Here is a 24,912-nt window from a genome sequence, read left to right as displayed (position 1 = left end):
AAACCTTAAAGGATTGCCAAAGTTTGAGGCGTTTTTCACGCCGATTCTTAGCGTCTAATCTGTATCGCTTTTATTTTCTCCTCAAAAATCTGTTGACTCACTTTCGACTGTTGGATAAACTCATTGTCATTCAAATCCCCAATCACCGCTTCGAGTTCTTGGGAATTGCCAAACATCGCCAGGCGAAATGGATCCTGATAATCTTTTTCGCGTGATTTTTCGATTCCTGCAGTTAAGAAACGTGCAGTTTCTACGGCTTTATTTAGCCAGGCTGGAATGTTGGCCATGACCTCTGGATCAACTTTCAATAAGCCATTTAACGCATTTTCAAATTTTTGATCTGGGTATACCTTGGCCTGTGTTTCATAGAAGTCATGAACTTGAGACCAGCGCGTGATTTGGCTATTTTTGACGCTGTTTTTGAGTTCGAGTACCGCCCCGGAAGGAATCAACTGTCCCCCTAGGTTGTCCCAGGTTTGAATAGCTGTTGCTTTTTCCATGGTCTTGTGAAGTAAATCGAGCGGTTTTTGGCTGGGATTGCGGTCACAGGTGGCGACCCATTCTTTGGCCGCATGATAATGTAATAAGTCGCCAAAAATCTGGTATGCCCGATAGACTTTAGCTACGCGTGTTTTCCGTTTGGTATTTTCAATTCCGGTGGCCCAAACAGCTAGATTCTCATGCTCGTTGGCAGGATTTGCCAACCAATCTTTTCCCGCTGCAGCATCTTTTCCGATAGCATCACCGACCCACTGACAAAATAAGTCACGGGCCTCAAGGATTTCACTGACGGTATCTGGTGCCAAATAATCAAATTCAAGTAGCATGTTTTTTTCAACGCGCTGATCCCGCGCTGCAAATTTCCACGCATTGCGTGCAATCGCATACATATTGTATTGAAACCAATAACCAGCAATAATTAACAATCCGCCTGTTTGATCGTCATTTCCCAATAATGAAAAAGGTATTGGATTATGGATTTCTGCCGGATAATTGCCTTTGGAAATCAGGTTAAAGGACGCAAATTTGGAATTGTGTTTCAGTGCCACTGAAAGGCCTGGCCAAAATCCACGACCTGTCTGCAACTCACCATCTGCTCCACGTGAATTGTGATTTGAACCTAATGTAGCTCCGGCGGCCATGTTGCTTTGGCCTTTAATGATGGACGCACATAGAAATGAATTATTGTGATGTTGCTCGTGTGCTGGGAATATCAAGGAATTAAGCACCTCGCAGCAGGAAATGGTCGAGTTACTTCCCAAAAATGAGTTGATCAATCGTGCCCCATATTTGAGTTGGGATTGTGCTTCCAAAATAAATCGCACGGCTTTGACGCCGTAAAATATCCGACAACCTTCATGGATGATACCATTGACGATTTCACAGCCTTCGCCGATTTGCGTGGAGGCGTTTGGATAAGAAATGATGGTCAAATTTTTGAGTTTATTCGCGCCCTTAATGTAGGCGTCCGAACCCATATTGACATCCTTTATGATGCCTGTATTTTTAATTATGGTACGATCTCCAATTTGCCCATAAAACCCTCTTTCTGATGAGAATTCAGCTTTGGTCAAGTTTAAATATCCTGCTTGAAGTTCCTTATCTTCTCGATCTTGCGTCCAAAGAAATGCGTCAGCAGGTCGCATCCCGATAAACGGAACGACTTTTCGGCCACCATTTTCGTTGCCTAATTCAAGCCAAATCCGAATGCGCTCTTCTTCTCCATCTTTGACAATTCCATTTCCGAATTTAGCTGTAGGGGTCGTAGCCAGTTCATTTACTTGCAAAATCATGACCTCATTCCCTATTTGGTAGTGGGAGAGGAGATTGACCCGATCTATGGCCACATTATCACCAAAATCACTAGAAATAATCGTGGAATTATATAGGCCAACCGGCATACGGAGGTTTTTGAATTCGAGGTAGCAAGACTCAAGTATTCCAATGCGCACAATACCAAAAAACCGGCAATTTTTTACCAAATAGGGGTTGAATCCGTCTTTTACCCAAAGATCTTTCCAGTTTTCGGCCTCATTTAAATTGGCCTCTAGAATACTTATTTCGCGTGCTTGAAGTTGGCGGTAAAGACTTTGATTTATGTGGGTATTTCGATGTTTAAATTCGGTTTCATTTGCTTTAAGGAAGTTTTCTGTTACGAAATCAAAGCCTAATTGCGCTAGTGGTTTTTTATCTATTCGATTCATTGCTCGTAAAATTCTATAGGGAGATCGTCGGGATCAGCTATAAAAGTAAAGCGTTTTCCTGTAAATTCATCGATTCTGATGATTTCGGACGTAATATTTTGCCGATTTAATAAGGCAACGGTCGCGTCTAAATCGTCAACACAAAAGGCAAGATGCCTAAGTCCTGCGGCTTCTGGACGTGAGGTTCTGGCTGGTGGGTTGGGGAATGAAAACAACTCAATTTGATATAAGCCATTGACTTCCAGGTCCAATTTGTAGGAATCTCGTGCTTCGCGGTACACTTCGCGTACGATGGTGAAGCCCAGTTTTTCAGTGTAAAATTGTTTGGATACTGCGTAATTTGAGCAGATAATTGCGATGTGGTGAATTCCTAAAATCATATCTTTTCTCTTAGCTTTGCCAATCCTCCAAGGTTTGGCAAAGCTAGGGGGGAAAGGTGAGATTTTAACGTATTTTTGAAAATTATCAGTTAGTTGTTGCTATTGCGATTTTTGAATCTGCGGTTCCGTAGTATAAGAACCATTTACCATTAAAATGGACAAGCCCTTCCACGAAGCAGACCTCATTTACCTCACCGATACGCTCGTAATCTTTGTCTGGCCAAATAAATGCCTGATTCGACCGGTTAATTAGTCGGTATGGTTTTTTAGCATCGAAGAGTGCTTGTCCGGCGGCATAGGTGAATTTGGGGAATTTGGCATCGTTGAAATTTGCGGCATTACTCGCATTATAGATTAGTAGAATTCCTTGCGGCCTGAGTAAGGCATATGGCCCCGGTTCAACGAGGCGGGAATCGAAATACCCCATTCTTGGGTGTAGGACGGAGATTTTTTGTTGGTTTTCTGCATTCTCACAAACCTCCCATAAACGTAGGTCACTTGATTTTGCCATGAATAAATCGGTATCCCCGAAATACATCCAATAGAATCCATCGATTTTTTGGGCGATGATTCGGCTATTGATTTCCTTGCCTACTATGGCACCAGATTTGGACCAAAGATTTACGTATTTTGGGCTATTCAACATGGGTCCTAGTTTTTCCCAGGCCAACAAATCACTCGAAATTGCCGAGCAAAGTCGAGCTGTTTTGCCATCATAAGATGTGTAGGTCATTAGGTATTTTCCTTCCTCCGTTTCGATCACGCGAGGATCTTCAATACCACCTGGCCATTCATATTTTTGAAATGGGTCATTGGTAGGAAAGAGGATGGGTGTAGGATTTTTGATAAAATGAATGCCATCGGTTGACGTGGCCATTCCGATTCGCGATGTTCCCAATGAATCTTGCGCGCGATATAACAAATGAATTTTTCCGTTTCGTACCAAAGCCGTCGGATTGAGTACATTTTTATTTTCCCAGCCAACGGATTTTTTTTGAATGGGGCATAAAAACCGCGCATTTATATCCGGTTTCATGATTGGATTTACGTCATCTAGTTTTTTAAATCCTGATAATTCCCAATTGGATTTCTGCGCCAGGCTTAGGAATGGGAAAAGCAGAAATAATGCGAATGTTTTTTTCATGTTGGTCTCTTAGCTTTGGCAATCCTCCAAGGTTTGCCAAAGCTACAGGGAGGAAATTAATTTTCAATCTTTTATTCAAAAACTAACTACAAAAATCAGTTTACTTATACACTAAATGATAGGAATGTAAAATAAACGTCTCAATTTGTTTACGCGACAGCTCCGGTCCCACCACAATCGTATTCCAATGTTTTTTATTCATGTGAAAACCAGGAAGGACCGCGAGCGGGAATTCCTCGCGTAATTGAATGGCAAGCTCCGGATTGCATTTGACATTGAAACGAATAGGGGAGTCTTCTAGGCCAACCAGCAAAAACATTTTTCCTTTTGTTTTATATACAACGTGTTCAGGACCAAATGGTTGTGTCTCCTCGACATCCGGCAGACTCAAACAAAATTCGACCAGTTCATCCAGATACATCCTTGTTATTTATTTAAAATATTTACGTAAGTTAGGCAAGAAAAATAAATAGATCCCATGATGAATCGCCGTAATTTTTTGTCTTCAGCCGCGTTAACTACCGCCGTTCCCTTGGTTGCACCTCTTCAAACTGCAGTCGTAAAGCCAAATCCTAAAATCAAGTTAAGTGTTTCTTCCTATTCCTATTGGCATTTTAAAGGAGATAAATTCCCAATTCAACGCGTGATTGATGAAGCGGCGAAAATGGGGTTGGATGGGATTGATGTATTGCACCGACAAATGGAAAGTGAGGACAATGCATACCTACAGGACATTAAAAAACATGCATTTTTGAATGGCATCGCGCTGACTTGTTTGTCGATTCATCAGGGATTTGTAACGCCAGACAAAGCGGAATTGAAAAAGCATGTAGATCATACGAATCATTGCATTGAGCTTGCCTACAAAATGGGTATTCCATGTTTGCGATTGAATACGGGTCGCTGGAATACCATCAAAAGTTTTGACGAATTAATGGCTAATCGTGGAATTGAACCTATTTTGCCAGGATATACGGAGGATGATGGTTATAAATGGTGTGTGGATGGAATCCAACAATGCTTGAAAAAAGCGGAGGAATGCGGCGTGTTATTGGCACTTGAAAACCACTGGGGCTTGGGTTCGACTCCTGAAGGTATGTTGCGCATTCATGATACAGTGAATTCACCCTGGTTAGGTCTCCTCATGGATACGGGTAATTTTCTTGAAAATCCCTACAATAAGCTAGAAAAAATCGTTTCTAAAACGAGTTTTGTACAAGCCAAAACATATTACGGTGGCGGTGAATGGTATAGCCTCGATTTAGATTATCAGCGCATCATCGCGATGCTAAAAAAAGCGAATTACCAAGGGTACATTTCCATTGAGTTCGAAGGCAAAGAACCTGGGACTGTTGGCGTTCAGAAAAGCGTCGATTTACTAAGGAAATATTTGTAAATATTCAAAAGAGCAAATTAAATTAGGCCTACTTACTTAGTTTGGCAGCGATCCAACGTAAGTATTTGTGTAAGTATAAGTGATTGTTTATGGTAAAAAGTTGATCACGAGTACGCATAAATCTAGTTGGTTTGCTATTCCAATTATTAACTAAAGTCTCTCCATTACGAATATTTACTAAGAAACGACGAAGGAATAACTCTTTTGTTGCCATGTTAGAAAGCATTGGTGTGTAGTAAACGCAATCCTTAAAATAATAGTGGGTGACTTGTGAAAAACGCGTTGATTGGGGGTCAATAACTGCACTTCCCCCGTGAACAATATTGGATGACCAGATAAGTGCATCTCCTTTTTTTGCTAGAAATTTCTCCTTTTTGTAAGGCGAAACGTCCATCAATTGTTCTATAAATTTCTCGTATTCAGGATAGTTTTCGTACGAATTATCTTCCAATGTATTTTTAAAATGACTGAAATCGTATTCAGGAGTCTTGTGCGATCCAGGATAATAAAAAAGTGGACCATTTTCCTCCGTAATATCCTCTAGTGCTACCCAAACTCCACACATATAACGCGCTGGTAAACAGCTAAAATGCATGGTATCCGAATGAGCCATTTGTTGGGATCCAACTTTGAAGTTTAAGGTTTGAAAAGGAATTACTTCTCGGTCATATAGCATCTCCAACGTTTTTATAATTTCTGGGTGAATAGCCATTTGCTGTACCGATTCTGATTTTAACCAAAGATCCTGAATCCTTACCTCGTTTCTCGCTGTTTCAATAGGATAATCTGGATTAAAACCTTTTTCAAGCATATCTTTTTTGATATTCTCGATTAATTGGTCAGAAAAAATATTTTGAAGAACAACATAGCCCTTTTCATTATATTGAGTCGCTATTTTGGCATCTGCTGAGGTAAGATTTTTTGCTTTCAAGATTTGGGAAAAGAAAGGACTTTCTACCCATGGTAAGTTCATTTCATACATATATCAATCAATTCGGATTAGTTCTTAAATATAAATAGAATATCTAAATTTTTCAATTCCGGTTAATTTGATACTGCGAAAACTCTACAATGATAAAGCCCTTATTTGTGCTTTTCCCATCATCTACTTGTCGGCTTGTGCGATTAATATCTGTGGCTACCCCTTTCGGAATTTTAAATTTTTTCACGTCAATCGTGAATTTCATACGTGCGGGTAAACCCCAGGATTTCTCACTCGTATATTCAAATTCGCTCAGGATGGTCCCGTTTGACCTACTGGTTATCAGCGATTTTAGGATGAGCATGGATTGGGTATCCACCCAGATTTTGGCTAGTACTAAATCCCCTTCATTTGCGCGTGGCAACAACGTGATGATTTCCGCACGCACACCTTGAATTACTTCGTTTCCGGATGCGATGGCTGTGAATTGATTGGGCTGACTGAAAAGCAAGGGCAGTTCAGAGAATCCGTTTTTCGGTAGGATGGAGATGCCGGCCGATTTGATTTTATAGGTATTGGGATAGGTGAATTGCACGTTTACTTTTACCGGTAAAATCTTGATTAGCGGAATATTTGGCTTGATTTGAGCGACGACTTCATAGTGATGCACCTGCTTGAATTTTTGAGTCAATCGTGCAAAAAGCTCGTCTGCTTGTTGGGCCGAAGCGAAAAACGGAAAACAAATTAAAAGCCAATATTTCATTATACTGTGATGTCTTTGCGGTGAAAAGTAATGACAGAAAGGCCAATAAATAAGGCGTTATGTGCCACGAGGATTCCGATAGATTCTTTGATTTGTTGCCACGGAATTGGGTCCTCAAAAAAGGAACGCCAAGCAGCCATATGGGTCGTAAATAATAGCGGGCGAATCGTATCGAAAACGGGCACATCCAAGGTGCCAATAATCGTAAATAACAGAATAATGGCCATCGTACTTACGATGGGGCCGATGGAATTATCGGAGAAACAGGATAAGCAAATGGATAAGGAGCTGATGGTCAACAAGGCTAAAAAGGCAACACAAAATGCACCGGCGTATCGCCACATAACGTCACCTTCTTGAAGAATAACGAGCCCATCGGAATTCAGTACCATTAAATCTCCTGGTCCGAATAAAAATCGACCAATCCCAACCGCCATAAAGCCCAACCACAATACGATCAAAAACGTATAGATACCACCGGCTAGGAATTTGGACATGAGGAGTTGGGTCCGTGTAATCGGTTTGGTCATGAGCATGCGCAAGGTTCCCATGGCGGCTTCACCCGAAATGAGGTCGCCGGTGACTAGGGCAACTAGCAGTGGAATGTGCACAATAAGCATCTGTAGGATGATAAATGCCACTAAATTGCCGTTGAGTACCTTGCCTTCAAAGCGTAGTGTTTGTTCAAAAGAGGCTGTGACGAATGAAATCATGGACATTCCATCTGCCATCAATGCAAATAAAATAATGCCTACCAAACCCGTAATTGCCGCAAGTCCTAAATAACTGCGGGGTTTCAGCGCGATTTTGATCAACTCGTTTCGGGTGCTATGGAAAAATATCATGAGGCAAGTAAGTTGATGAAGTAATCTTCTAATTTCCGTTTCGATTCAATTGAAAAAATGGGTACTCCGGCTTCGATCAGTTGGCGATTTACCTCTGGAATCAATTCTTTTTGCAAGGTGACCTCAATGGTGTCGCTGCCGATTTTCTTCACCTGAGCATTTGGATATTTTTCAACGATAGCGATGCCTTTAGAAATCGCATCTTCTTGCGTTTGAATTCGAATGATTTGGTCTTCCTCGTTTAACAATTCTTTCACATTTCCTTCGACCACGCTTTTTCCCTGGTGAATAATCACCATTCTGTTGCAGATAATTTCTACTTCACTGAGATTGTGTGAGGAGAAAACAATCGTTTTTTGTTGTTCATTTTTCAAGCGCAAAATCAAGTTGCGCATATCGATGATTCCTTGCGGATCAAGTCCGGTAGTAGGTTCGTCGAGAACAATGAGATCTGGATTATGTAATAATGTTTGGGCAATGCCAAGTCGCTGGCGCATGCCATGGGAAAATCCACCTACTTGATTTTTTTCGCGCCCTTCAAGACCTACGAATTCGAGCATTTGGTAGATTTCTTTTTTCGTAGATGGTGCACCGGAAATGCGGGAAAATAAATCTAGGTTACGGTAAGCGCTGAGGAATTTATAAAAATCAGGCTTTTCGATGAGGCTACCTACGCGCCGTAGAATTTTTGTACGATTGGAGGCAAGTGGTAAGCCAAAAAGTGAAATATCACCCGCATCAGGTTGGATGAGCGATAGCATGCAGCGCATGGTGGTACTTTTTCCGGCGCCATTTGGCCCAAGAAATCCATAGACATCTCCGCGATTGACCTGAATATTTACGTCACGGACGGCTTGAAAAGTACCAAAATTTTTGGCTAAGTGCTGGATGGAAATAATCGAATCAGACATGGTAGCGTAACACGCTGTGAGGAAAAATTGTTTCTTTTTTTATAAATAAGCCCACGGAAACCGGGTATGAAATTTGATGCCTTTGACATTCGTGTTTTTTTCTCCCTTGTGCGTGTAGAAGGTTGCGAGTTCTTGTTGGGTCACGACTCTTTTATTCACAATCACTCCACCTTTCAAGATTTTATCGATGACGCGGTATTCTTTCTGCGTTCCATCCGCGTAGTAGACGGTGCAATACATGTACGGGGGCTGAAAAATAAACCGGCAAAGTTTCCCCCATATGCTGTATTCGAGGTTGGCAATCATCCGATAGGGTGCATTTTTTTGTAGAAGCGGAATGAATAGATCCTGCTTGATTGTTGGCAGCCGATAAACAAAATTTTCTACCCGCGCTGCTGTACTATTTTTTTGAAATAACAAAAGTGTATCCTTACCTACCGTAAATTGGTCGTTTACGGAATATCGTTTCAACAATTCAAAATTAACATCTGTATCAGCCCAAAAAGGGTTTTGTTCTCTGAATTGATCTAGTTTAAACAAGACAAAATTTGGTGCGGAGGCACTCGCATATTTTCTGCCATTGAGTTGCATTAACTCCGCGGTATAGGCGGAATAGGTCTGTATGATAGGTCTCGGATTGTAATTCAGTTTGTTGAAGAATATGTATGAAACGTCGTTGTGAAGTATGTCAACGGTCTGTTGGCCAATTTTAGTTTTAATCCTTTCTGGCAATTGGAGCGGTTTTTCGTCAAAGTTTTTGGCGTATTGGTAGCCAAAAAGTTTTTCGAAATAGTGGATTGGATTAATATTTACGGGACGGAATGTTGCCAAGTAGCCTTGGGCGGAATAGTTGCCATCTGCAAACCGGATGTATTGGGTCGCTAGTAAATTGATTGCTAAAACAAGCACGAATCCCCCGCCTATTTGTGCCGTATATTTTCGGTCGCAAAATAAAAATAGTAGTCCATTGACCATCGGTATCAGCAGGAAAAAACCAAAAAGATTGGGGTTTGAAATGGCCGTATGAGCTTGCTTAAATCCTAAAAATAAAACGATCGCAAGTAACAAATAGAGATAAAAATTGTGTTTGAAAGAAGTTTTTAAGACGAAAATTTGCCAACAAAATACCCCGATAATCAAGCACTCAACGAATAAAAGCCCGATTAGTCCGCTGGTGGAAATAATGATGGTCGCCATACTGTCTTGGTAGCCATTAATCAACGGAAGCGTGAAAGCTAGGTAATTGAATAGGTCAACATGCAAGTATATGGAGCTCAAATATATCCCGACTATAAGTGCTAGATTCTGTAGGCCAACTAATTTCCATGTCATTTTTTGGGTCAAACCCAGGATAATTGAATTGAAAACGAATAAAGAAAAGACGATTATGCTGATGTTGACTTTGATGAAAAATAACAAAATCACGATGAGGAGCGCTGCCCAAGTCGCGTTCGTTTTTCCTCTATAATGAGCAAATAGCATCCAAAAGATAAAAAAGTAGAAATAAGTGAAACTTAAATCCGCAAAAAATCCCCAAGGCAGCAAGATAATTAGTCCAATTATGGCTGGATAAATCCATTTTTTTCCTGGAAATCGTTCAAAGGCAAGCGTGAGTAAGAAAACAAAATGCCCAATTGCGATCCCATCAACGAGTAAAATTGGGATGACCGACGCATGTTCTGGAGGTAATTTAAATGAAAGATAGCCGAGTGGCCCGTAGGTGAAAATTAAATCTTGGCCAAAAGTTTTGCCTTGTTTGGTCAATAACAAAATCGCCTGCGTCCAGCTCTGATCCAAACCTGAAGTTGCATAATTTATGGGTGAAATTAGCGAAAAAGCCAGGAGCGCAAAAAATGCTAAAAAAATGCGTTGATATGTTTTTTCGGTCATCATTCCACGGTAACACTTTTTGCCAAATTTCTTGGTTTATCTACATCCAATCCACGCTCCACCCCAATGTAATACGATAAAAGCTGGGTGGGTAATACACTAATCAATGGCGCCAAAAGTTCATCCACTTCAGGCACGACCATTACATGATCTGCCATGCTTCGGATGAGGGTATCTCCTTCGGAAATTACCGCGATCACTTTGCCTTTTCGGGCCTTAATTTCCTGGATATTTGATACGATTTTTTCGTAGTAAGCATCTTTGGTTGCGATGAATAAGACGGGTAAATTTTCGTCTACCAAGGCAATGGGGCCATGTTTCATTTCGGCAGCGGGGTAGCCCTCTGCGTGGATGTATGAAATTTCTTTCAACTTAAGCGCACCCTCCAAGGCTACTGGAAAATTGTATCCCCGTCCCAGGAATAAGAAATCACGTGCGTCTGCGTAGTGTTTGGCTACTTTCTTGATTGCCTCATGGGTCGCTAGCGTTGTTTTTACTTTTTCAGGAATCAAGGCCAATTCAGCGATCAAACGCACATATTCGGCTTCGGCCAATGTGCCTTTTGCCTTACCAATTTTCATAGCCATCATAGCCAGGACGGTCAGCTGGGCCGTAAATGCCTTTGTAGAAGCCACGCCAATTTCCGGTCCGGCATGCGTGTAGGCACCAGCGTGCGACAAGCGTGCAATGGATGAACCTACCGCATTGACCACGCCAAAAATAAAGGCACCTTGTTCTTTTGCACGTTCAATGGCAACTAAGGTATCCGCCGTTTCTCCACTTTGAGAGATGGCTAAAATGATGTCTCCTGGTCCGATAACTGGGTTTCGGTAACGGAATTCGGAAGCGTATTCAACTTCGACGGGGATCCGACAAAGGGTTTCGATCATGTACTCGGCCACGAGACCGGCATGCCAGCTGGTTCCGCAGGCAACAATAACAATGCGTTTGGCTTGCGCAAAAACAGATAAGTGCTGTTCTAGCCCTGCCAATGTCAGCGTTAATTTCTCGCTGTCTAGTCGGCCTCGCAAACAATCCGTCAAACTGGCCGGTTGGTCGAAAATTTCTTTCAACATAAAATGGTCATAACCGCCTTTTTCAATTTGGGCTAATTCCATGTCGAGCTGTTGGATGTATGGCGTAATCGGTTCATTTCCCAAGTTTTTCAGGATGATTTCATCCGGGGAAATAATGGCCAATTCATAGTCATTCACATAAATTACTTGCTTCGTATACTCGATAATGGGCGAGGCGTCCGAGGCTAGAAAATGTTCGCCTTCTCCCACACCGATCACGAGCGGACTTCCTTTACGTGCCGCAATCAAGCGATTAGGAAAGCCCTCTTCGATGACGATGATCACGTATGCGCCCACAACGCGTTTAAGTGCGATGCGCATGGCTTCCTCGAGTGATGACTGGTTGTTTTTTTGAATTTCTTCAATAAAATTAACGAGCACTTCGGTGTCAGTTTGGCTTTCGAACGTGTATCCTTTTTGGATTAATTCTTGTTTTAGCGAGGCGTAATTTTCGATGATCCCGTTGTGGACTAAGGTCAATTTACCCGAATTTGATTTGTGTGGATGGGCATTTGCGTTGGATGGTTCGCCGTGCGTTGCCCAGCGTGTATGCCCGATTCCTACGGTTGCGGTTTGTGTGATGGTTTCTGTCCAAGCATCTAATTCGGCTACCCGGCCTTTTCGTTTGAAGCTAATTACCTTTTGGCCAAACAATGCAATACCTGAACTGTCGTATCCACGGTATTCCAAGCGTTTTAATCCCTTTAGAATTATGGGGTATGCGGCTTGATGGCCAATATAAGCAACAATTCCACACATATAGATTGATTATTTAGGGCGAATTTTAGAAGCACAAATATCTTTAAATATCGGCTTAAATGCAAGAAACCGGTAAACGCTGCCGGGGTCGTAGACCCCGGCAGCGTTACCCCAAAAAACAAATTTTTGGCCACTTTAACTACCTATAACCTGATAATTTTCACCTATTTAATCCAAATAGTGCACTTTTTTGGGCTATTTTTACCTAATTTCACGCTTCAGGTTGTTGGGGTCTTGACCCCGACAACCTGGCGAAAACACCCTAAATTCATGAAGAAACTTATAATATTTCTATTCGTATCGATTTCCCTGCATGCACAAGATTTACGGGTCGAACCACTCAGCTGGTGGACCGGTATGAAAAATACCCAATTACAGCTAATGGTCCACGGGAAGGACATAAAAGGGAGTGAAATTATAGCTAAAAAACCAGGTTTAAAGATCGTGAAAGTGCATTCGGCCGACAGCCCAAATTACCTTTTTATCGACTTTGAAATCACGAAAAACACCCCGGCGGGGTCATACCCGATTGAGATAAAAAAAGGAGGAAAAGTCATTCATCATATTGATTATCTATTAAAAGCACGCGAAAAAAATTCCGCAAATCGCCCTTCATTTAGCACAAAAGACGTGATCTATTTAATTACCCCGGATCGCTTTGCGAATGGAGACCCATCCAATGATGCAGCTCCCGGATACCGCGAACCGAATCCTGCCCGCGCTGAAATGTACGGTCGGCATGGAGGTGATTTAAAAGGGATATCAGACCGATTAGATTACATTCATGACATGGGCTTCACAGCGATTTGGAGTTTGCCAGTTCAAACCAATAATCAAGCGAAGGAAAGTTACCACGGATACGCAATTACAGATCATTATGCGATTGATCCCCGTTTTGGGACAAATAATGACTATAAAAATCTAGCGGATAAGGCACGCCAAAAAGGCATTAAACTCATCATGGATGTTGTGTTAAATCACTGTGGTGATGGCCACTGGTGGATGAAAGATTTTCCATTCAAGGATTGGATAAATTTCGACGGAAAGTTTGTCTCAACCACCCATCGTAGAGAAACGGTGCAAGATCCACACGTGTCCAAATTCGACGCGAAGATGCAGTCAGAAGGTTGGTTCGTGCCCGCCATGCCTGATTTGAATCAAAAAAATCCATTTATGGCCAAATATTTGATCCAAAATACGATCTGGTGGATTGAATATGCCCATTTGGGAGGCATTCGTATTGATACGTACCCTTATTCCGAGAAGCAATTTGCGGCACAATGGTCAGATGCTGTTTTGGCGGAATACCCTAACCTCAATCTGGTAGGTGAAGAATGGTCGTCGAATCCAATCATCACGTCCTATTGGCAAAAGGGGAAAGTGAACCGGGATGGATTTAAATCGTCCTTGCCAGCATTAATGGACTTCCCATTGCAGAATGCCTTGACAGAATCGATGAACGAAAATGATCAAGACTGGGGAAAAGGATTGAATAAGATTTACAGTGTATTGTCGAGTGATTTGATTTATGCCAATCCAGCTAATTTGGTGGTATTTGGCGACAATCATGACATGTCTCGTTTTTATACCCAAGTGAAACATGACCAAGCCTTATTTCGCATGGGCATCACGTTTTTAATGACCACGCGTGGCATTCCACAGATTTTTTATGGTACTGAGAATTTGATGTCAAATCCAAATAGCAGTGAGCATGGCGAGATTCGGGGAGATTTTTATGGCGGCTGGCCTGGCGATGACAAAGATGCCCAAACCCAGCGTGGGTTTACGGCCGACGAGAAAAGCACGCAGGATTTTTTTAAAAAACTTTTAAACTGGCGTAAGAATAACTCAGTTATTCACGAGGGCAAATTGCTTCATTTTGGCCCAGAGAACGGAGTTTATGTCTATTTTAGATACACGAATTCAGGCAAAGTGATGGTAGTTTTAAATAAAAATACCCAAGAAAAAGTACTTGATGTAGCGCGCTATGCTGAAATGATTAAACCTGGCGCCACCATGAGTGAGGTTTTGACAGATAATCAGTTTACCTTAGGAAATCAAATAAGCATCGCTGGAAAAACGGCGATGATATTGGAAGTAAAATAAAATCCCACAAGGGTCCTAGTTCTAAAATAATTAATATGTTTCGTAAAATCGATTACGGTTTTATGGCTATTCTCCTATTTGTATGTTTAGGAAGCCATATTTCGAATGCGGCGAATGATGGATATAATCCGAGTAAGTTTGCTAGACATAGCCAATTTGCTGATTTTGAAACCATTTGGAAGGATTGGGATCAGCAGTATCGAGTGAATGGCAATTATTTTTCATTATCAAATGTAGCCGATCTTCAGGCTATACTTTTAGGTCATTTACAGGCGGCCCGTAAGGCAAAGGACGTTCGGAAAATTGCGCGTGTTTTGTTGACACTTTCCACAGTATACCACAATCAGGCTAAATTCGAGGAAGGACTTCCTTTGCTTGAATGGCTTCATGCGCATTTGTGGCTAGTTCCGGTTCATTACCGGAGAGATGTCTATGTCAATTTGGAGGAGGAATATCGGGGTAAAAACCTAATGGAAAAAGCGATTTTAATTCGGCAGAAACGGATTCAATTGGGCTATATTAAAACTTTTTGGGAAATATACCGTGACTGCGGCCTATTTGAAGAAGCTATCAAAGATTTTAAAGCGAATCAGCCCTATCCAGCAGATTTAGAAATTCGGCGTGCTTATTATTGTAATCGATTAGGTAATTTATACTTTATCAATGGTCAATACGACCAAGCTATTCAGCTATATAATGAAGGATCTATACAGGTCAAAATGCTGATTGAATGGAATAAAAAGACGAAGCAATTTTTGCCACGTGAATTAGATTATTGGCGGGGAGATTTTAAGGGAAAGCTCGTGATGTGTCGCGTTAAGAAGGGAAACTACACGCGTGCAATTGAGACTTTAAAGGAAGATTTAGCGCTAACGCGGGATGACATTGATCATCAAATTCAAAGTATGATTGTTTTAAGTCAATGTTACATTCAGGCAAAACAATACCCGAAAGCTAAAATTTATTTAGACTCCGCGAACCGATATTTTAAGGGGAAAGTTATTCGGCCACTGAAAATAGAATTACTGGCAACGCTTGCATCCTATCATAAATCTGTCAATCAATCGGATACGGCTTTTTTTTATTTAAATGCACAACACCAATATCAAGATAGTTTGAGTGAGACGATGAATCGAAATAGATCGGTTTTATTGCTGGGCCAATTAGAAGTTACGAAGCGCCGAGCGGAGTTATTGGCCTCCAAAAACGACCTAATGAAGTTGACAAAAATTTCCGAAGTACAGCAAATTCAAGTACGCAGTTTGATCTTGTTAGTGATCATTATGCTGGTTTCGGTCCTCGTCTCCTTTATCATCATTCGCCAAAAATACTTATTGAAAGTGCGAGCAGAACAAATCGTTCTACAGAATAGTCGGAACGAAATTTTACTCAAGGAATTACATCACCGTGTTAAGAATAACTTGCAGGTGATTTATAGTCTGTTGAATCTACAAAAACGACGTGTCCGAAATAAAGAGTCTATTGAGCTCATTCGGTCCATGCAAAATCGCATTCAGACCTTTGCGTTGGTCCATTCCAATTTACATGATACCCACGAATTTGAATTTGTCAATGTCAATGAATACATCCAAACGTTGGTGGTTCATTTAGTTTCCGTTTTCCAAAAAGAGGAGGAGTCTCCCGTTACCATTCACTATGAGATCGATACTTCACTTCGCTTGAGTTTGGAGAAAATCACCTCATTTGGCCTGATATTAAATGAAATCATTTCCAATGCATTTAAATATGCATTTACGGGTTCTCAGGCTAATATATTACAGATTAAGGTGCAGTTAATTAAAGCGGATCTTTCGATCCTTATATCCGATAATGGACTAGGAAAAGAAGCTGATTTGACTAACTCGGGCCAATTAGGCATGAAGTTAATTGCGCTTATGTGTACGCAAATGGGTGCGACTCATAAGGTGCATGTGAATGGGGGGGTGATTCACCAAATAACGTTTAAATATTTATAGATGGGACGTAATCGGATATTAGTTTTAGAAGATGAGGTGATTGTTGCTGTGGATCTGCACGAAATCTTAGAAAAATGTGGGTATGAGGTTCAATTTGCACATAATTATGCTGATGCAATGCGTGTTTTGCTCAGTTGGAAGCCTCAGCTGGCTATTTGTGATATTGATTTAGGTGGGGGTAAAACGGGCATCGATTTTGCGTTGGATGCCAAAAATGTAATTCCTTCGCTAGAGGTGATTTTTTTGACGGCATTTGGAGATCGAACTCATTTGGATCAAACGAATGATACGAGTCCAATTAATTACTTGGTTAAACCATGGAACGAAAGTCAAATTCGAATTTCAGTTGAAATAGCTTTTAAGACAATCAATAAAAAATCGGGTGCTGGGCATGATTTTACACCGGCTGAGCGGCGAATTTTGGAATTAATTGCTGCTCAAAAGAAAACGAAGGAAATAGCAGAATTGCTTTTTATCTCTGAAAAAACCGTTAAAAACCATCGGTATCACATGACAAAAAAAATAGGTTTGTCCAATGAGAACAATAGTTTGCTTTCTTGGGCCTTGAAAAACATGTAAAAATGAGCCCCGGGTCTCCTTGTATACGCAACAATCATATTATTTCTTTGATGCGCTAACTTCAGTTCTAGAATACAATGTTACTTTATTGCTTTAAAATCTTGACGGATTCTAGTCCGTGGTTGAATTTTACTACATAGATTCCAAGTGGTACTTGGCTCAATGGAATGCGCTGATTTGCGTCTACCTGATATTTTTCCCACCAAACTTTTCCTTGCAGGTCAATTAGTTGTACCTGTAGATTTGGATAAGCTAAAGCGTCAAAATCCAATTGTAAAAAATCCTGTGCCGGATTCGGAAAAATTCGAATGGCTGCGGGCTTCTCTTTTCCCAAGATGAATACTTGTTGGCTCGCCGATCTAGGTACGAAACATCCCATGGCACTTTTGATTTCAACGGCATAGTTACCTGATTCGTTTACGGTTAGCATTTGCTTGGTTTCACCAGCCATTAAAACACCGTTTTTAAACCATTGGTATGATCCGGCAGCTGATGAGCTGAGGGTGTTTTCGTTTAGGCTAATTACCGGAATGGGTAATTGCTTTTCGAATGGGCAATCATCTACTTTGTCCACCATCCCATCTGCATCGGTGTCTCGTTGGTCAGAGGCACAACCGTTTTTGTCAACTGGATTATTGGGGCTAGTATTGGGGCATTGGTCCTTCGCATTGACATACCCATCGGCATCGTCATCAAAATAAGAATCATAGGGTTCAATCAAAAAATGGTCGAATGCAAATGCCCGCATGCCATTTTGGTTGACGAGTAGTGGTGCAGCGATTTGATAGCCTTTGGGATGGTTGTAAAATGACGGCGTGTAGGCGAGCGTGTCTGTCGCAGGAGCTTTCGAAAGCAGCAAAGTAAGCTCGTTGGCTTTTGCTTGAATATCAATTAATTCGCTAAATCTGGCATCGGGAAATGCGATCGGGGCGAAGAAAAAATTGTTTTTTAGGCTTTGCGTTAGTTTATTTCCCTTCCAATCTGTTACGGTTGAATCGGCGGGAATTTTCAGGTTTTGGCCTTTGTCAAATTCAAGAATTATTTTTCGCTTGTCTTTACTCGCGAAGTAGGCCCGTTGGATATTAGGGCTTTCGATACTGGGGTTTGTCTTTGGATTGTATAAATCAGCTTCAATCAATCGGTGTAATTCTGCCGCGGTTTGTGCATAGCCTTCGGGGGTATAATGGATGCCGTCGTACCCTTTTGTGCCGATGGTCGCTAATCCACGAATGAATGTATCTGTTTGCGTGATGGATCGCTGGCCTTCGCGAATGACGCTTTGTAACGAAAGTTCACCATGGAGGATGTTGATTTGGGGAAGGTAGATTTTTTGAATGCTGGGGTATTCTTTTTTGAGTAATTCGGCGTGTTTTTTGAAATTTGCCAACCACTCAGGTGCGTTACCGCTGGTTTCATTTTCGCCTTGTCGGTAAATGAAGGCTTTAATGTGGGAGGTGACACCAGCTTTGTGCGCGCGGTAATTGAGTTTACCGCTAGAGGTATTTAGGTCGTATGGGTTCGCGGTTCGAAATAGGTTGTATTCCATGGATGAACCACCTGAGCCGCCGTTGATGATGCAGATGGGGACTTTTTGTTTTTCAATCAGGAGGCGTTGCAGTTCGGAGGCGAATAGGCCAACGTCCGATGGGCTATTGGAAATGGACCAAAGCGTATCCGCAGCATGGTAGGGTGCGTAGTTTTCGTAGTCTGGATTTCGGCCAAAGCTGCGCGCAAATTCGCCTTTATAGACTTTTGGGTGCTCTTTCCCCGCATAAGAATTGGATTGTCCACTGACAAGAAACACGTCACCTGCGACGATATTTTCGCACTGTTCGAGGAACGTGGAGTCGTTGGCATTGAGCCAATAAACACTTACTTGATACTGGGCTAATTCAGCTTGAATGGGAATGGATAGGGCAAAGTCCCCGCTAGATTTTAACGTGGTTTTGACGTACGCGTAGGGTGCTTTATTTTTTTTAACGAGAACGGAAATCGATCCTGGGGTTCCGGATTTCATGCGTCCTGATATGGGGACTATCGCAATATTTTTTTCGTTTCGTGGGTAGAGTTGTAGATTTTGGGGGAGCTGGTGGAATGTAACTTGTTGCGCGTTTAGGTGGCAGGAAACCAGCGTGAAAAGAAAACAAAGCGCACGAATACATTTCAAAATTGCGGATACTAGTTAATGCCGTAAAGCTAAGAAATTTAAAGGCGAGTCTGATTTTAATTTAGTTTACGGTAGATGCGTAAAAAAATGCGAAAAATGAGGCCTAGGGCCTATTGTAACGGAGGGTGGAAGTTGGTTACTTTGATTTAGTATTTAACCTAGTTCTAATTAAGTGAATACCTAACCCTAATAGTTCAATTTATAAAACGAAATAACCCTGTCGCGAGATGGGGTTATTTTTTTGTGACGAAAATTTATTTTTTGCCTTTTAATAAAAAAATTTTTCTAGTTTTGCTCTGATTTAGAAGTAAAACTATTAACTAATTCACTGAGTTTTAATAGTATAAGAACATGTAGAACTCCTTTAAAATTAAAAATATTAAAAAAACAAGAATCCTATTTGATTTGATTTCAACTCAAGGGTCGATCATTAATGGAGGCGCTGAATTTACTGTCAAAATATTAGAGACCATTTTAGAAAGGCTTGAAGAAGCTAATCACGAAATTGTTTTTCTATTTGACTCACAAATTCCATCACTATATAAATCCGCATCGCCGGAATTTTTACAAAAAAATTATAACTTTTCTTGTGTTGACATTTCATTAAATAACAGCATTTCAACTATTATTTATGAATATAAGATTGATATTTTTTTTGTGGGTATTGGCCAACGGCTTGAATATTATTCACTAGAAAATATAAACTGTAAAACGTTTATCGTATTTCACGATTTGTCAAATATTGAAATTGAAGACAATTTTTTAGAGTATTTTCTGTATTTGAAACTACATAAAAAATCTATAAAACATTTGTTGAGGTTGATCTATAAGTACCTTACTTTTCAAGCAACTAAAGATCATTATATAAACCCATTTCAATTTGCCCAAAAAGAAAATGCAACTATTATTACAGTATCTGAGTATTCAAAAACTTCAATCAATTATTATTTTCCAGAAATTAAGAAGGATATTTTGGTCATTCATAGTCCAGAAAAGGTAGCGTTGCGAAAGGAAGAAATTGATAATAAAGAAGTAGAGAAATTAATTCAATCTCAAAAAAAGTATTTTCTAATTTTAGGGGCAAATCGTCCATTAAAGAATGTAGATTTTACGTCATTCGTTTTTGAAAAATTCTCACAAGTATATCCGGAATATTTTTTGGTTACCATTGGAAAAAGTTATAAGCAATTTTCTAATCATATCGGTTTGCCTTATTTATCGATTTCAGATTTAGAAAATGTTATGAAAAATTCTTATTGCCTCATTTATGCCACCTTATTTGAGGGATATGGTTATCCTCCAATCGAAGCAATGAAATATGGAAAGCCACTCCTCGTTTCAAATGTTTGTTCTATGCCTGAAATATTGAAGGATGCTCCCGTTTATTTTTCGCCTTTTTATAAAGTAGATCTAATGAACGCATTAAATAAAGTCATAACAAATTATGATTTTTATAGTAAGAAGTCACATTTAAGATATCTTGAAATAAAGGAATTACAAGTTAAATCATTGAATAAGATAGTAGACATGCTACTAAATTTTAAATCATAAGTAATAAGGATAAAAATATAATTAAGTGATGGTTTCAATAATTATTGTCAATTACAACACAAGAGATTTGACATGTGAGTGCATAAGATCAATTTATGAATTTACAAAAGATGTACAATTTCAAATCATTGTAATTGATAATGATTCTAGTGATAATTCTGTAGAGTTCATAAAAGAAAATTTCCCGCATGTTGATATTGTAAAATCACATCTGAATTTAGGATTTGGTAGAGCAAATAATCTAGGTGTTAATATTGCAAAAGGTGACTTTTTGTTTTTTTTAAATTCGGATACGAGACTTATAGAAAACTCGATAAAATATTTTCATGATTTTTTTAAAAAATACGAAAGTGAATTAAAAATTGGTGCCTTAGGATGTATTCTGCTTGATGAAAATTATGTGATGAATAATTATGGTGGACGTTTTCCTATTGTCAATACCATTTTAAAACAAGCATTATTCAATCAATTTATTAGACTTATTCCGTTCCGAAAGAAAGTTGGTCTTATCTTTCCAAAGTTAAGTTCAAAATTTAAATTACTCTTTTTAAAGAATAAAATTCCTTTGAATTCAGAAAACAAAAATTATATTAAAGTTGATCAAGTAATAGGCGCTGACATGTTTATGAGAAAGTCTCTATTTAGTGAATTTAATGGGTTTTCAGAGGATTTTTTTATGAATTATGAGGAAACTGAACTTCAAAAAAGAATTGCTGATTCTGGATTTTCCCAATTCATACTCAAGGACACTAAAATTATACATATTGGAGGTGGTAGTGGTTTGAAGAAAAAAAAGAACTTTCAAAGAATCATTACTCATCAAAGTATGCACATTTATTTAAGAATTCATGATAAGAAAAATTATCTTAAATTGTTATTAATGCAAATAATATACTTGTTTGCTAGTTTTTTAATGCCACAATATACTTTTGAAGAAAATATTAAATACAACAAAGCAATGCTTGCATTTCTACTTAATAACAAAATAATAGGGATAAATTCATAAAAAAACTCCACTAAATTTGGTGGAGTTTTTAATTTTGTGGCCCCGGAAGGAATCGAACCTTCATCTTAGGTACCGGAAACCTACATTCTATCCATTGAACTACGGAGCCAGGGCTGCAAATTTACGAAAACTTCTCTAACTGTTTGGTCAATACATTAAAATCTTTCGGGTAGGGCGCCTCTACCGTAATTGGGCTTCCATCCAATAATTTAAAACTCAAACTGTGCGCATGAAGTGCCACGCGACGCATTAAAGGGCGCTCCTCTGTGTCTTTTTTAAGATGAAAATTGCGCTTCAAATCGGATAGGTAGACTTCTTTCCCGCCATACATCTCATCTGCCACAATCGGCGCATGAAGGCAGGTTAGGTGAATGCGGATTTGGTGCATACGACCCGTAATGGGCATACATTCCACGAGTGTGTAGCCTTTGTAAACACGTAACGTCTGAAACCAGGTCTCCGCATGTTTGCCGTTTGTGCGCGCAATAATCACCTTTCCATCTTTGAGTGGAAGAATGGGCAGGTTTACAAGTATGCCATCCCAGTCATGCATGCCTTCCACGACTGCATGGTAGCGTTTCGCCGTTTCCCGATGCTCGAATTGCATGGAAATGTGGCGGTATGCCTCGGGGTTTTTGGCAATCACCAAAGCCCCCGTCGTCTCTTTATCCAGCCGGTGACCCACCTGTGCATCCTCCGAGTACACTTTTGCGATACGCAAAATGCTGGGGGCATAATCATCTTTTCGCTCATCCAACGTCGCTATGCCGGATGGTTTATTGATGACAATAAAATCATCGTTTTCAAAAAGAATGTAATCTTGTAATTTGTATTTCATATATCAGTCGCTAGTCACTAGTCTTTAGTCCGGAGTTTCACCTCTCACCTCTTACTTCTCACCTCTTAATTCTAATTGGGTAAACTTATCTTCCCCATCGTCATCCACGGCGAATCACCCAGTCGGCGCGCCGCTCCCGGGGTCGGGTCCATCAAAGTTTCATTAGCAAGCAATGCGAATAATACAGCTTCTTTTGCTGCTGATTCAATTCCCAAAACCGCTGAATCTTGAATCGTAAATCCAGGCATTAAATTTTTCAAATGCTCCATCATCAACGGGTTCCGCGCGCCACCACCACTTACATAAATATGCGCTTGATGTAATCCCGTGTAATGTTGGATTGTCAGCGCGATACTTTCTGCCGTAAAGCGCGTTAATGTCGCTAAGAAATCAGCAGGGGTAATATCGGCAGGAGCTAGTTTTTCAATGCGCTCCAAGTTAAAATATTCAGGTCCAGTACTTTTGGGGAATGATTCTTTGAAAAAGGGAAGACCTAATAAGGCGGTTAAAAAATCTGTATTTATTCTACCCGAACGGGCGATTTGGGCATCTTCATCAAAGGATTTTTCCGGATAATGGGTACGAACCCAAGCATCCATCAACGTATTTCCAGGTCCTGTATCTGTTACCAAGATGGCTTTGGGATCTTGATTAGCCGGCAAGTAGGTGAAATTACCTATGCCCCCAATGTTCAGCAAAATGCGTTCTTCACCTGCTTGGGTAAATAAAAAATAATCACCAAACATCGCTATTGGAGCACCCTCGCCGCCTGCCGCTATATGTTTTTGTCGAAAATCCGAAAGTGTAATGATTCCAGTTAAATGTGCCAAATGATCCCCATCGCCAATTTGCAGCGTCGAATGTGGAAGCTTGCCACTGCGATCCGGGCGGTGCATCACCGTCTGACCATGCGAGGCAATTATGTCAACTTCATCCGGTCTGATACCCCATGCTTGCAATGTTTTCAAAATTATGGCGGCATGTGTTCGCGCAATTTGCACGTTAAGGGTACTCAGACTCGGAAAATGGATGTTTTCTTGTGCAAATACGGCACGAATGGAAGTTTTAAAGCTTTCGTCAAAGGAAACAGAATCGAAATGAAATAGTTCGCAATTTGTAGATAGGCCTTGGCCCGTAAACCGACAAAGCGCCATATCTAATCCGTCTAACGAGGTACCCGACATGAGGCCCAAGATTACTCGGGAGGGTTGTTGCGCAATGCGATAAAGTTTTTCAATTTGTGGATTCAATAGCTTTGTGCTTAACCCCTCTAGCTTCGCCAATCCTTTGAGGTTTGGCGAAGCTAAAAAAAAAGAGGGTGCACAAAGCTACGAAAAAAACAGCCAAGCGAGGTTGATTTTTCATCAAGTACTTGATAATTAATTGATAATTCCGTCGCAGGAATTCGTATCTTTAGGGCTTATTTATTTTACCTTTTTACCTTATGGCATTAGATGTAATTATCGTTGGTGGAGGCATTGTGGGCCTCGCGACAGCTCACCGTTTATTGGAATCAAAACCAAGTTTGAAAATCGCACTTTTCGAAAAAGAAAAAATGGTTTCCATGCATCAAACGGGTAATAATTCCGGGGTTATTCACTCTGGACTTTACTATAAACCCGGTTCACTAAAAGCTAAAAATTGCATTGAAGGCTATCATCAGTTAATCGAGTATTGTCAAAAAGAAGATATTCCTTTTGAATTAACAGGTAAAGTAGTTGTTGCCAGTACACAAGAGCAGCGTCCGCAACTAGAGACTTTATTTCAACGCGGTCAGGAAAATGGCCTTGGTGGGTTAAAGAAATTGTCACCAGCGGAAATGCGTGAACATGAGCCACACGTAATTGGAGTAGAGGGTTTGTTTGTCCCTCAAACGGGAATTGTCGACTACCGCGCAGTTGCTGAAAAATTAGCCCAAGGAATTCAAGCCAATGGATGTGAAATGCATTTAGGCGAAAAAGTAACCAATATTACCAAAGGGCTTACCTTCTCAATCATTGAAACCGAAAAGGCAGTTTACGAGGCAAAACTCATCATCAATTGTGCCGGTTTATATTCCGATCAAGTGGCGCAATGGACGCAAAAAGAGCCATTGGATATACGCATTGTCCCTTTCCGTGGTGAGTATTTTAAGTTGAAAAAAGACAAAGAATATTTAGTCAAGAATTTAATTTACCCAGTTCCCGATCCTAATTTCCCTTTCCTAGGTGTGCATTTTACGCGCATGATGCGCGGTGGTGTGGAGGCAGGACCCAATGCCGTTTTGGCATTTAAAAAAGAAGGGTATAAAAAATTAGGTATTAATGCCAAAGAACTTTGGGACACCTTAAGTTGGCCAGGCTTTCAGAAAGTTGCCGTTAAATATTGGGAGATGGGCCTTGGTGAAATGTATCGCAGTT

General features: G+C 40.4%; 20 protein-coding genes and 1 tRNA gene. 7 read left to right on the top strand and 14 right to left on the bottom strand.

Annotated elements, in window-relative coordinates:
- Window positions 1–47 precede the first annotated feature (47 nt).
- The 4 genes from AC1W6K_RS07740 to AC1W6K_RS07725 form a co-directional block, all read right to left on the bottom strand.
- On the bottom strand, window positions 48–2,204 hold the full coding sequence (locus AC1W6K_RS07740) for a DUF4954 family protein (protein ID WP_481947053.1): 2,157 nt from the start codon (window positions 2,202–2,204) through the stop codon (window positions 48–50).
- On the bottom strand, window positions 2,201–2,584 hold the full coding sequence (gene gloA2 / locus AC1W6K_RS07735; protein WP_481947052.1) for an SMU1112c/YaeR family gloxylase I-like metalloprotein: 384 nt from the start codon (window positions 2,582–2,584) through the stop codon (window positions 2,201–2,203). Before gloA2 ends, AC1W6K_RS07740 begins: the two co-directional genes overlap by 4 nt.
- Window positions 2,585–2,669: 85 nt before the next feature.
- Complete coding sequence (locus AC1W6K_RS07730; protein WP_481947051.1) at window positions 2,670–3,728, bottom strand: glycoside hydrolase family 130 protein; 1,059 nt, start codon at window positions 3,726–3,728, stop codon at window positions 2,670–2,672.
- A gap of 100 nt (window positions 3,729–3,828) precedes the next feature.
- On the bottom strand, window positions 3,829–4,149 hold the full coding sequence (locus tag AC1W6K_RS07725) for an MmcQ/YjbR family DNA-binding protein (RefSeq protein WP_481719744.1): 321 nt from the start codon (window positions 4,147–4,149) through the stop codon (window positions 3,829–3,831).
- 57 nt (window positions 4,150–4,206) lie between these two features.
- Between AC1W6K_RS07725 and AC1W6K_RS07720 the strand changes: the two genes are divergently transcribed.
- Window positions 4,207–5,124, top strand: coding sequence for a sugar phosphate isomerase/epimerase family protein (locus tag AC1W6K_RS07720; RefSeq protein ID WP_481947050.1), 918 nt, complete (start codon window positions 4,207–4,209; stop codon window positions 5,122–5,124).
- Between the two features lie 28 nt (window positions 5,125–5,152).
- Here the strand turns inward: AC1W6K_RS07720 and AC1W6K_RS07715 are convergent, their stop codons facing one another.
- The 6 genes from AC1W6K_RS07715 to glmS form a co-directional block, all read right to left on the bottom strand.
- The gene (locus AC1W6K_RS07715; protein ID WP_481719748.1) at window positions 5,153–6,097 is read right to left on the bottom strand and encodes a phytanoyl-CoA dioxygenase family protein; all 945 of its coding nucleotides are present in this window, start codon (window positions 6,095–6,097) and stop codon (window positions 5,153–5,155) included.
- A gap of 61 nt (window positions 6,098–6,158) precedes the next feature.
- Complete coding sequence (locus tag AC1W6K_RS07710) at window positions 6,159–6,809, bottom strand: LolA family protein (protein ID WP_481947049.1); 651 nt, start codon at window positions 6,807–6,809, stop codon at window positions 6,159–6,161.
- Window positions 6,809–7,654: an ABC transporter permease gene (locus AC1W6K_RS07705; protein WP_395784903.1), complete on the bottom strand. Its 846-nt coding sequence runs from the start codon at window positions 7,652–7,654 to the stop codon at window positions 6,809–6,811. Before AC1W6K_RS07705 ends, AC1W6K_RS07710 begins: the two co-directional genes overlap by 1 nt.
- Window positions 7,651–8,565, bottom strand: coding sequence for an ABC transporter ATP-binding protein (locus AC1W6K_RS07700; protein ID WP_481947048.1), 915 nt, complete (start codon window positions 8,563–8,565; stop codon window positions 7,651–7,653). The genes AC1W6K_RS07705 and AC1W6K_RS07700 overlap by 4 nt, the downstream gene beginning before the upstream one ends.
- Before the next feature lie 39 nt (window positions 8,566–8,604).
- Entirely contained in the window at window positions 8,605–10,458 is a 1,854-nt protein-coding gene (locus AC1W6K_RS07695; protein WP_481947047.1) for a hypothetical protein, read from the bottom strand.
- Window positions 10,455–12,290 carry a glutamine--fructose-6-phosphate transaminase (isomerizing) gene (glmS, locus tag AC1W6K_RS07690; RefSeq protein WP_481947046.1) on the bottom strand — a complete coding sequence of 612 codons (1,836 nt, stop codon included), beginning with the start codon at window positions 12,288–12,290 and terminating at the stop codon, window positions 10,455–10,457. Before glmS ends, AC1W6K_RS07695 begins: the two co-directional genes overlap by 4 nt.
- A 270-nt stretch (window positions 12,291–12,560) precedes the next feature.
- Between glmS and AC1W6K_RS07685 the strand changes: the two genes are divergently transcribed.
- The 3 genes from AC1W6K_RS07685 to AC1W6K_RS07675 are packed head-to-tail and all read left to right on the top strand — an operon-like array spanning window position 12,561 to window position 16,951.
- On the top strand, window positions 12,561–14,396 hold the full coding sequence (locus AC1W6K_RS07685) for a glycoside hydrolase family 13 protein (protein ID WP_481947045.1): 1,836 nt from the start codon (window positions 12,561–12,563) through the stop codon (window positions 14,394–14,396).
- A gap of 35 nt (window positions 14,397–14,431) precedes the next feature.
- Window positions 14,432–16,372 carry a tetratricopeptide repeat-containing sensor histidine kinase gene (locus AC1W6K_RS07680; protein WP_481947044.1) on the top strand — a complete coding sequence of 647 codons (1,941 nt, stop codon included), beginning with the start codon at window positions 14,432–14,434 and terminating at the stop codon, window positions 16,370–16,372.
- The gene (locus AC1W6K_RS07675; RefSeq protein ID WP_481947043.1) at window positions 16,373–16,951 is read left to right on the top strand and encodes a response regulator transcription factor; all 579 of its coding nucleotides are present in this window, start codon (window positions 16,373–16,375) and stop codon (window positions 16,949–16,951) included. It abuts the gene before it with no gap.
- Between the two features lie 85 nt (window positions 16,952–17,036).
- Here the strand turns inward: AC1W6K_RS07675 and AC1W6K_RS07670 are convergent, their stop codons facing one another.
- A complete protein-coding gene (locus tag AC1W6K_RS07670; protein ID WP_481947042.1) occupies window positions 17,037–18,968 on the bottom strand; it encodes a T9SS type A sorting domain-containing protein in 1,932 nt (643 codons plus the stop codon).
- A gap of 555 nt (window positions 18,969–19,523) precedes the next feature.
- On the opposite strand from AC1W6K_RS07670, the gene AC1W6K_RS07665 reads away from it, so the two are divergent.
- The gene (locus AC1W6K_RS07665; RefSeq protein ID WP_481947041.1) at window positions 19,524–20,669 is read left to right on the top strand and encodes a glycosyltransferase; all 1,146 of its coding nucleotides are present in this window, start codon (window positions 19,524–19,526) and stop codon (window positions 20,667–20,669) included.
- Window positions 20,670–20,697: 28 nt separating this feature from the next.
- Window positions 20,698–21,675, top strand: a complete 978-nt coding sequence (locus AC1W6K_RS07660; protein ID WP_481947040.1) for a glycosyltransferase family 2 protein — start codon at window positions 20,698–20,700, stop codon at window positions 21,673–21,675.
- 37 nt (window positions 21,676–21,712) lie between these two features.
- Here AC1W6K_RS07660 and AC1W6K_RS07655 read toward each other — a convergent pair.
- The 3 genes from AC1W6K_RS07655 to AC1W6K_RS07645 all read right to left on the bottom strand — a co-directional run bounded on the left by AC1W6K_RS07655 (window position 21,713) and on the right by AC1W6K_RS07645 (window position 23,796).
- Window positions 21,713–21,784: transfer RNA gene (locus AC1W6K_RS07655), tRNA-Arg, on the bottom strand.
- A 12-nt stretch (window positions 21,785–21,796) separates the two neighbouring features.
- On the bottom strand, window positions 21,797–22,513 hold the full coding sequence (locus tag AC1W6K_RS07650) for an RluA family pseudouridine synthase (RefSeq protein ID WP_481947039.1): 717 nt from the start codon (window positions 22,511–22,513) through the stop codon (window positions 21,797–21,799).
- Between the two features lie 71 nt (window positions 22,514–22,584).
- Window positions 22,585–23,796 carry an anhydro-N-acetylmuramic acid kinase gene (locus tag AC1W6K_RS07645; protein ID WP_481947038.1) on the bottom strand — a complete coding sequence of 404 codons (1,212 nt, stop codon included), beginning with the start codon at window positions 23,794–23,796 and terminating at the stop codon, window positions 22,585–22,587.
- A gap of 161 nt (window positions 23,797–23,957) precedes the next feature.
- Here AC1W6K_RS07645 and lhgO point away from each other — a divergent pair.
- Window positions 23,958–24,912, top strand: a 955-nt coding sequence (lhgO, locus tag AC1W6K_RS07640; RefSeq protein ID WP_481947037.1) for an L-2-hydroxyglutarate oxidase, incomplete at its 3' end; no start/stop codon positions are given.

Source organism: Aquirufa sp. (assembly GCF_964796385.1).
Note: the sequence above shows the minus strand (reverse complement) of the source record. Positions and strands in the feature narration are given on the sequence as shown.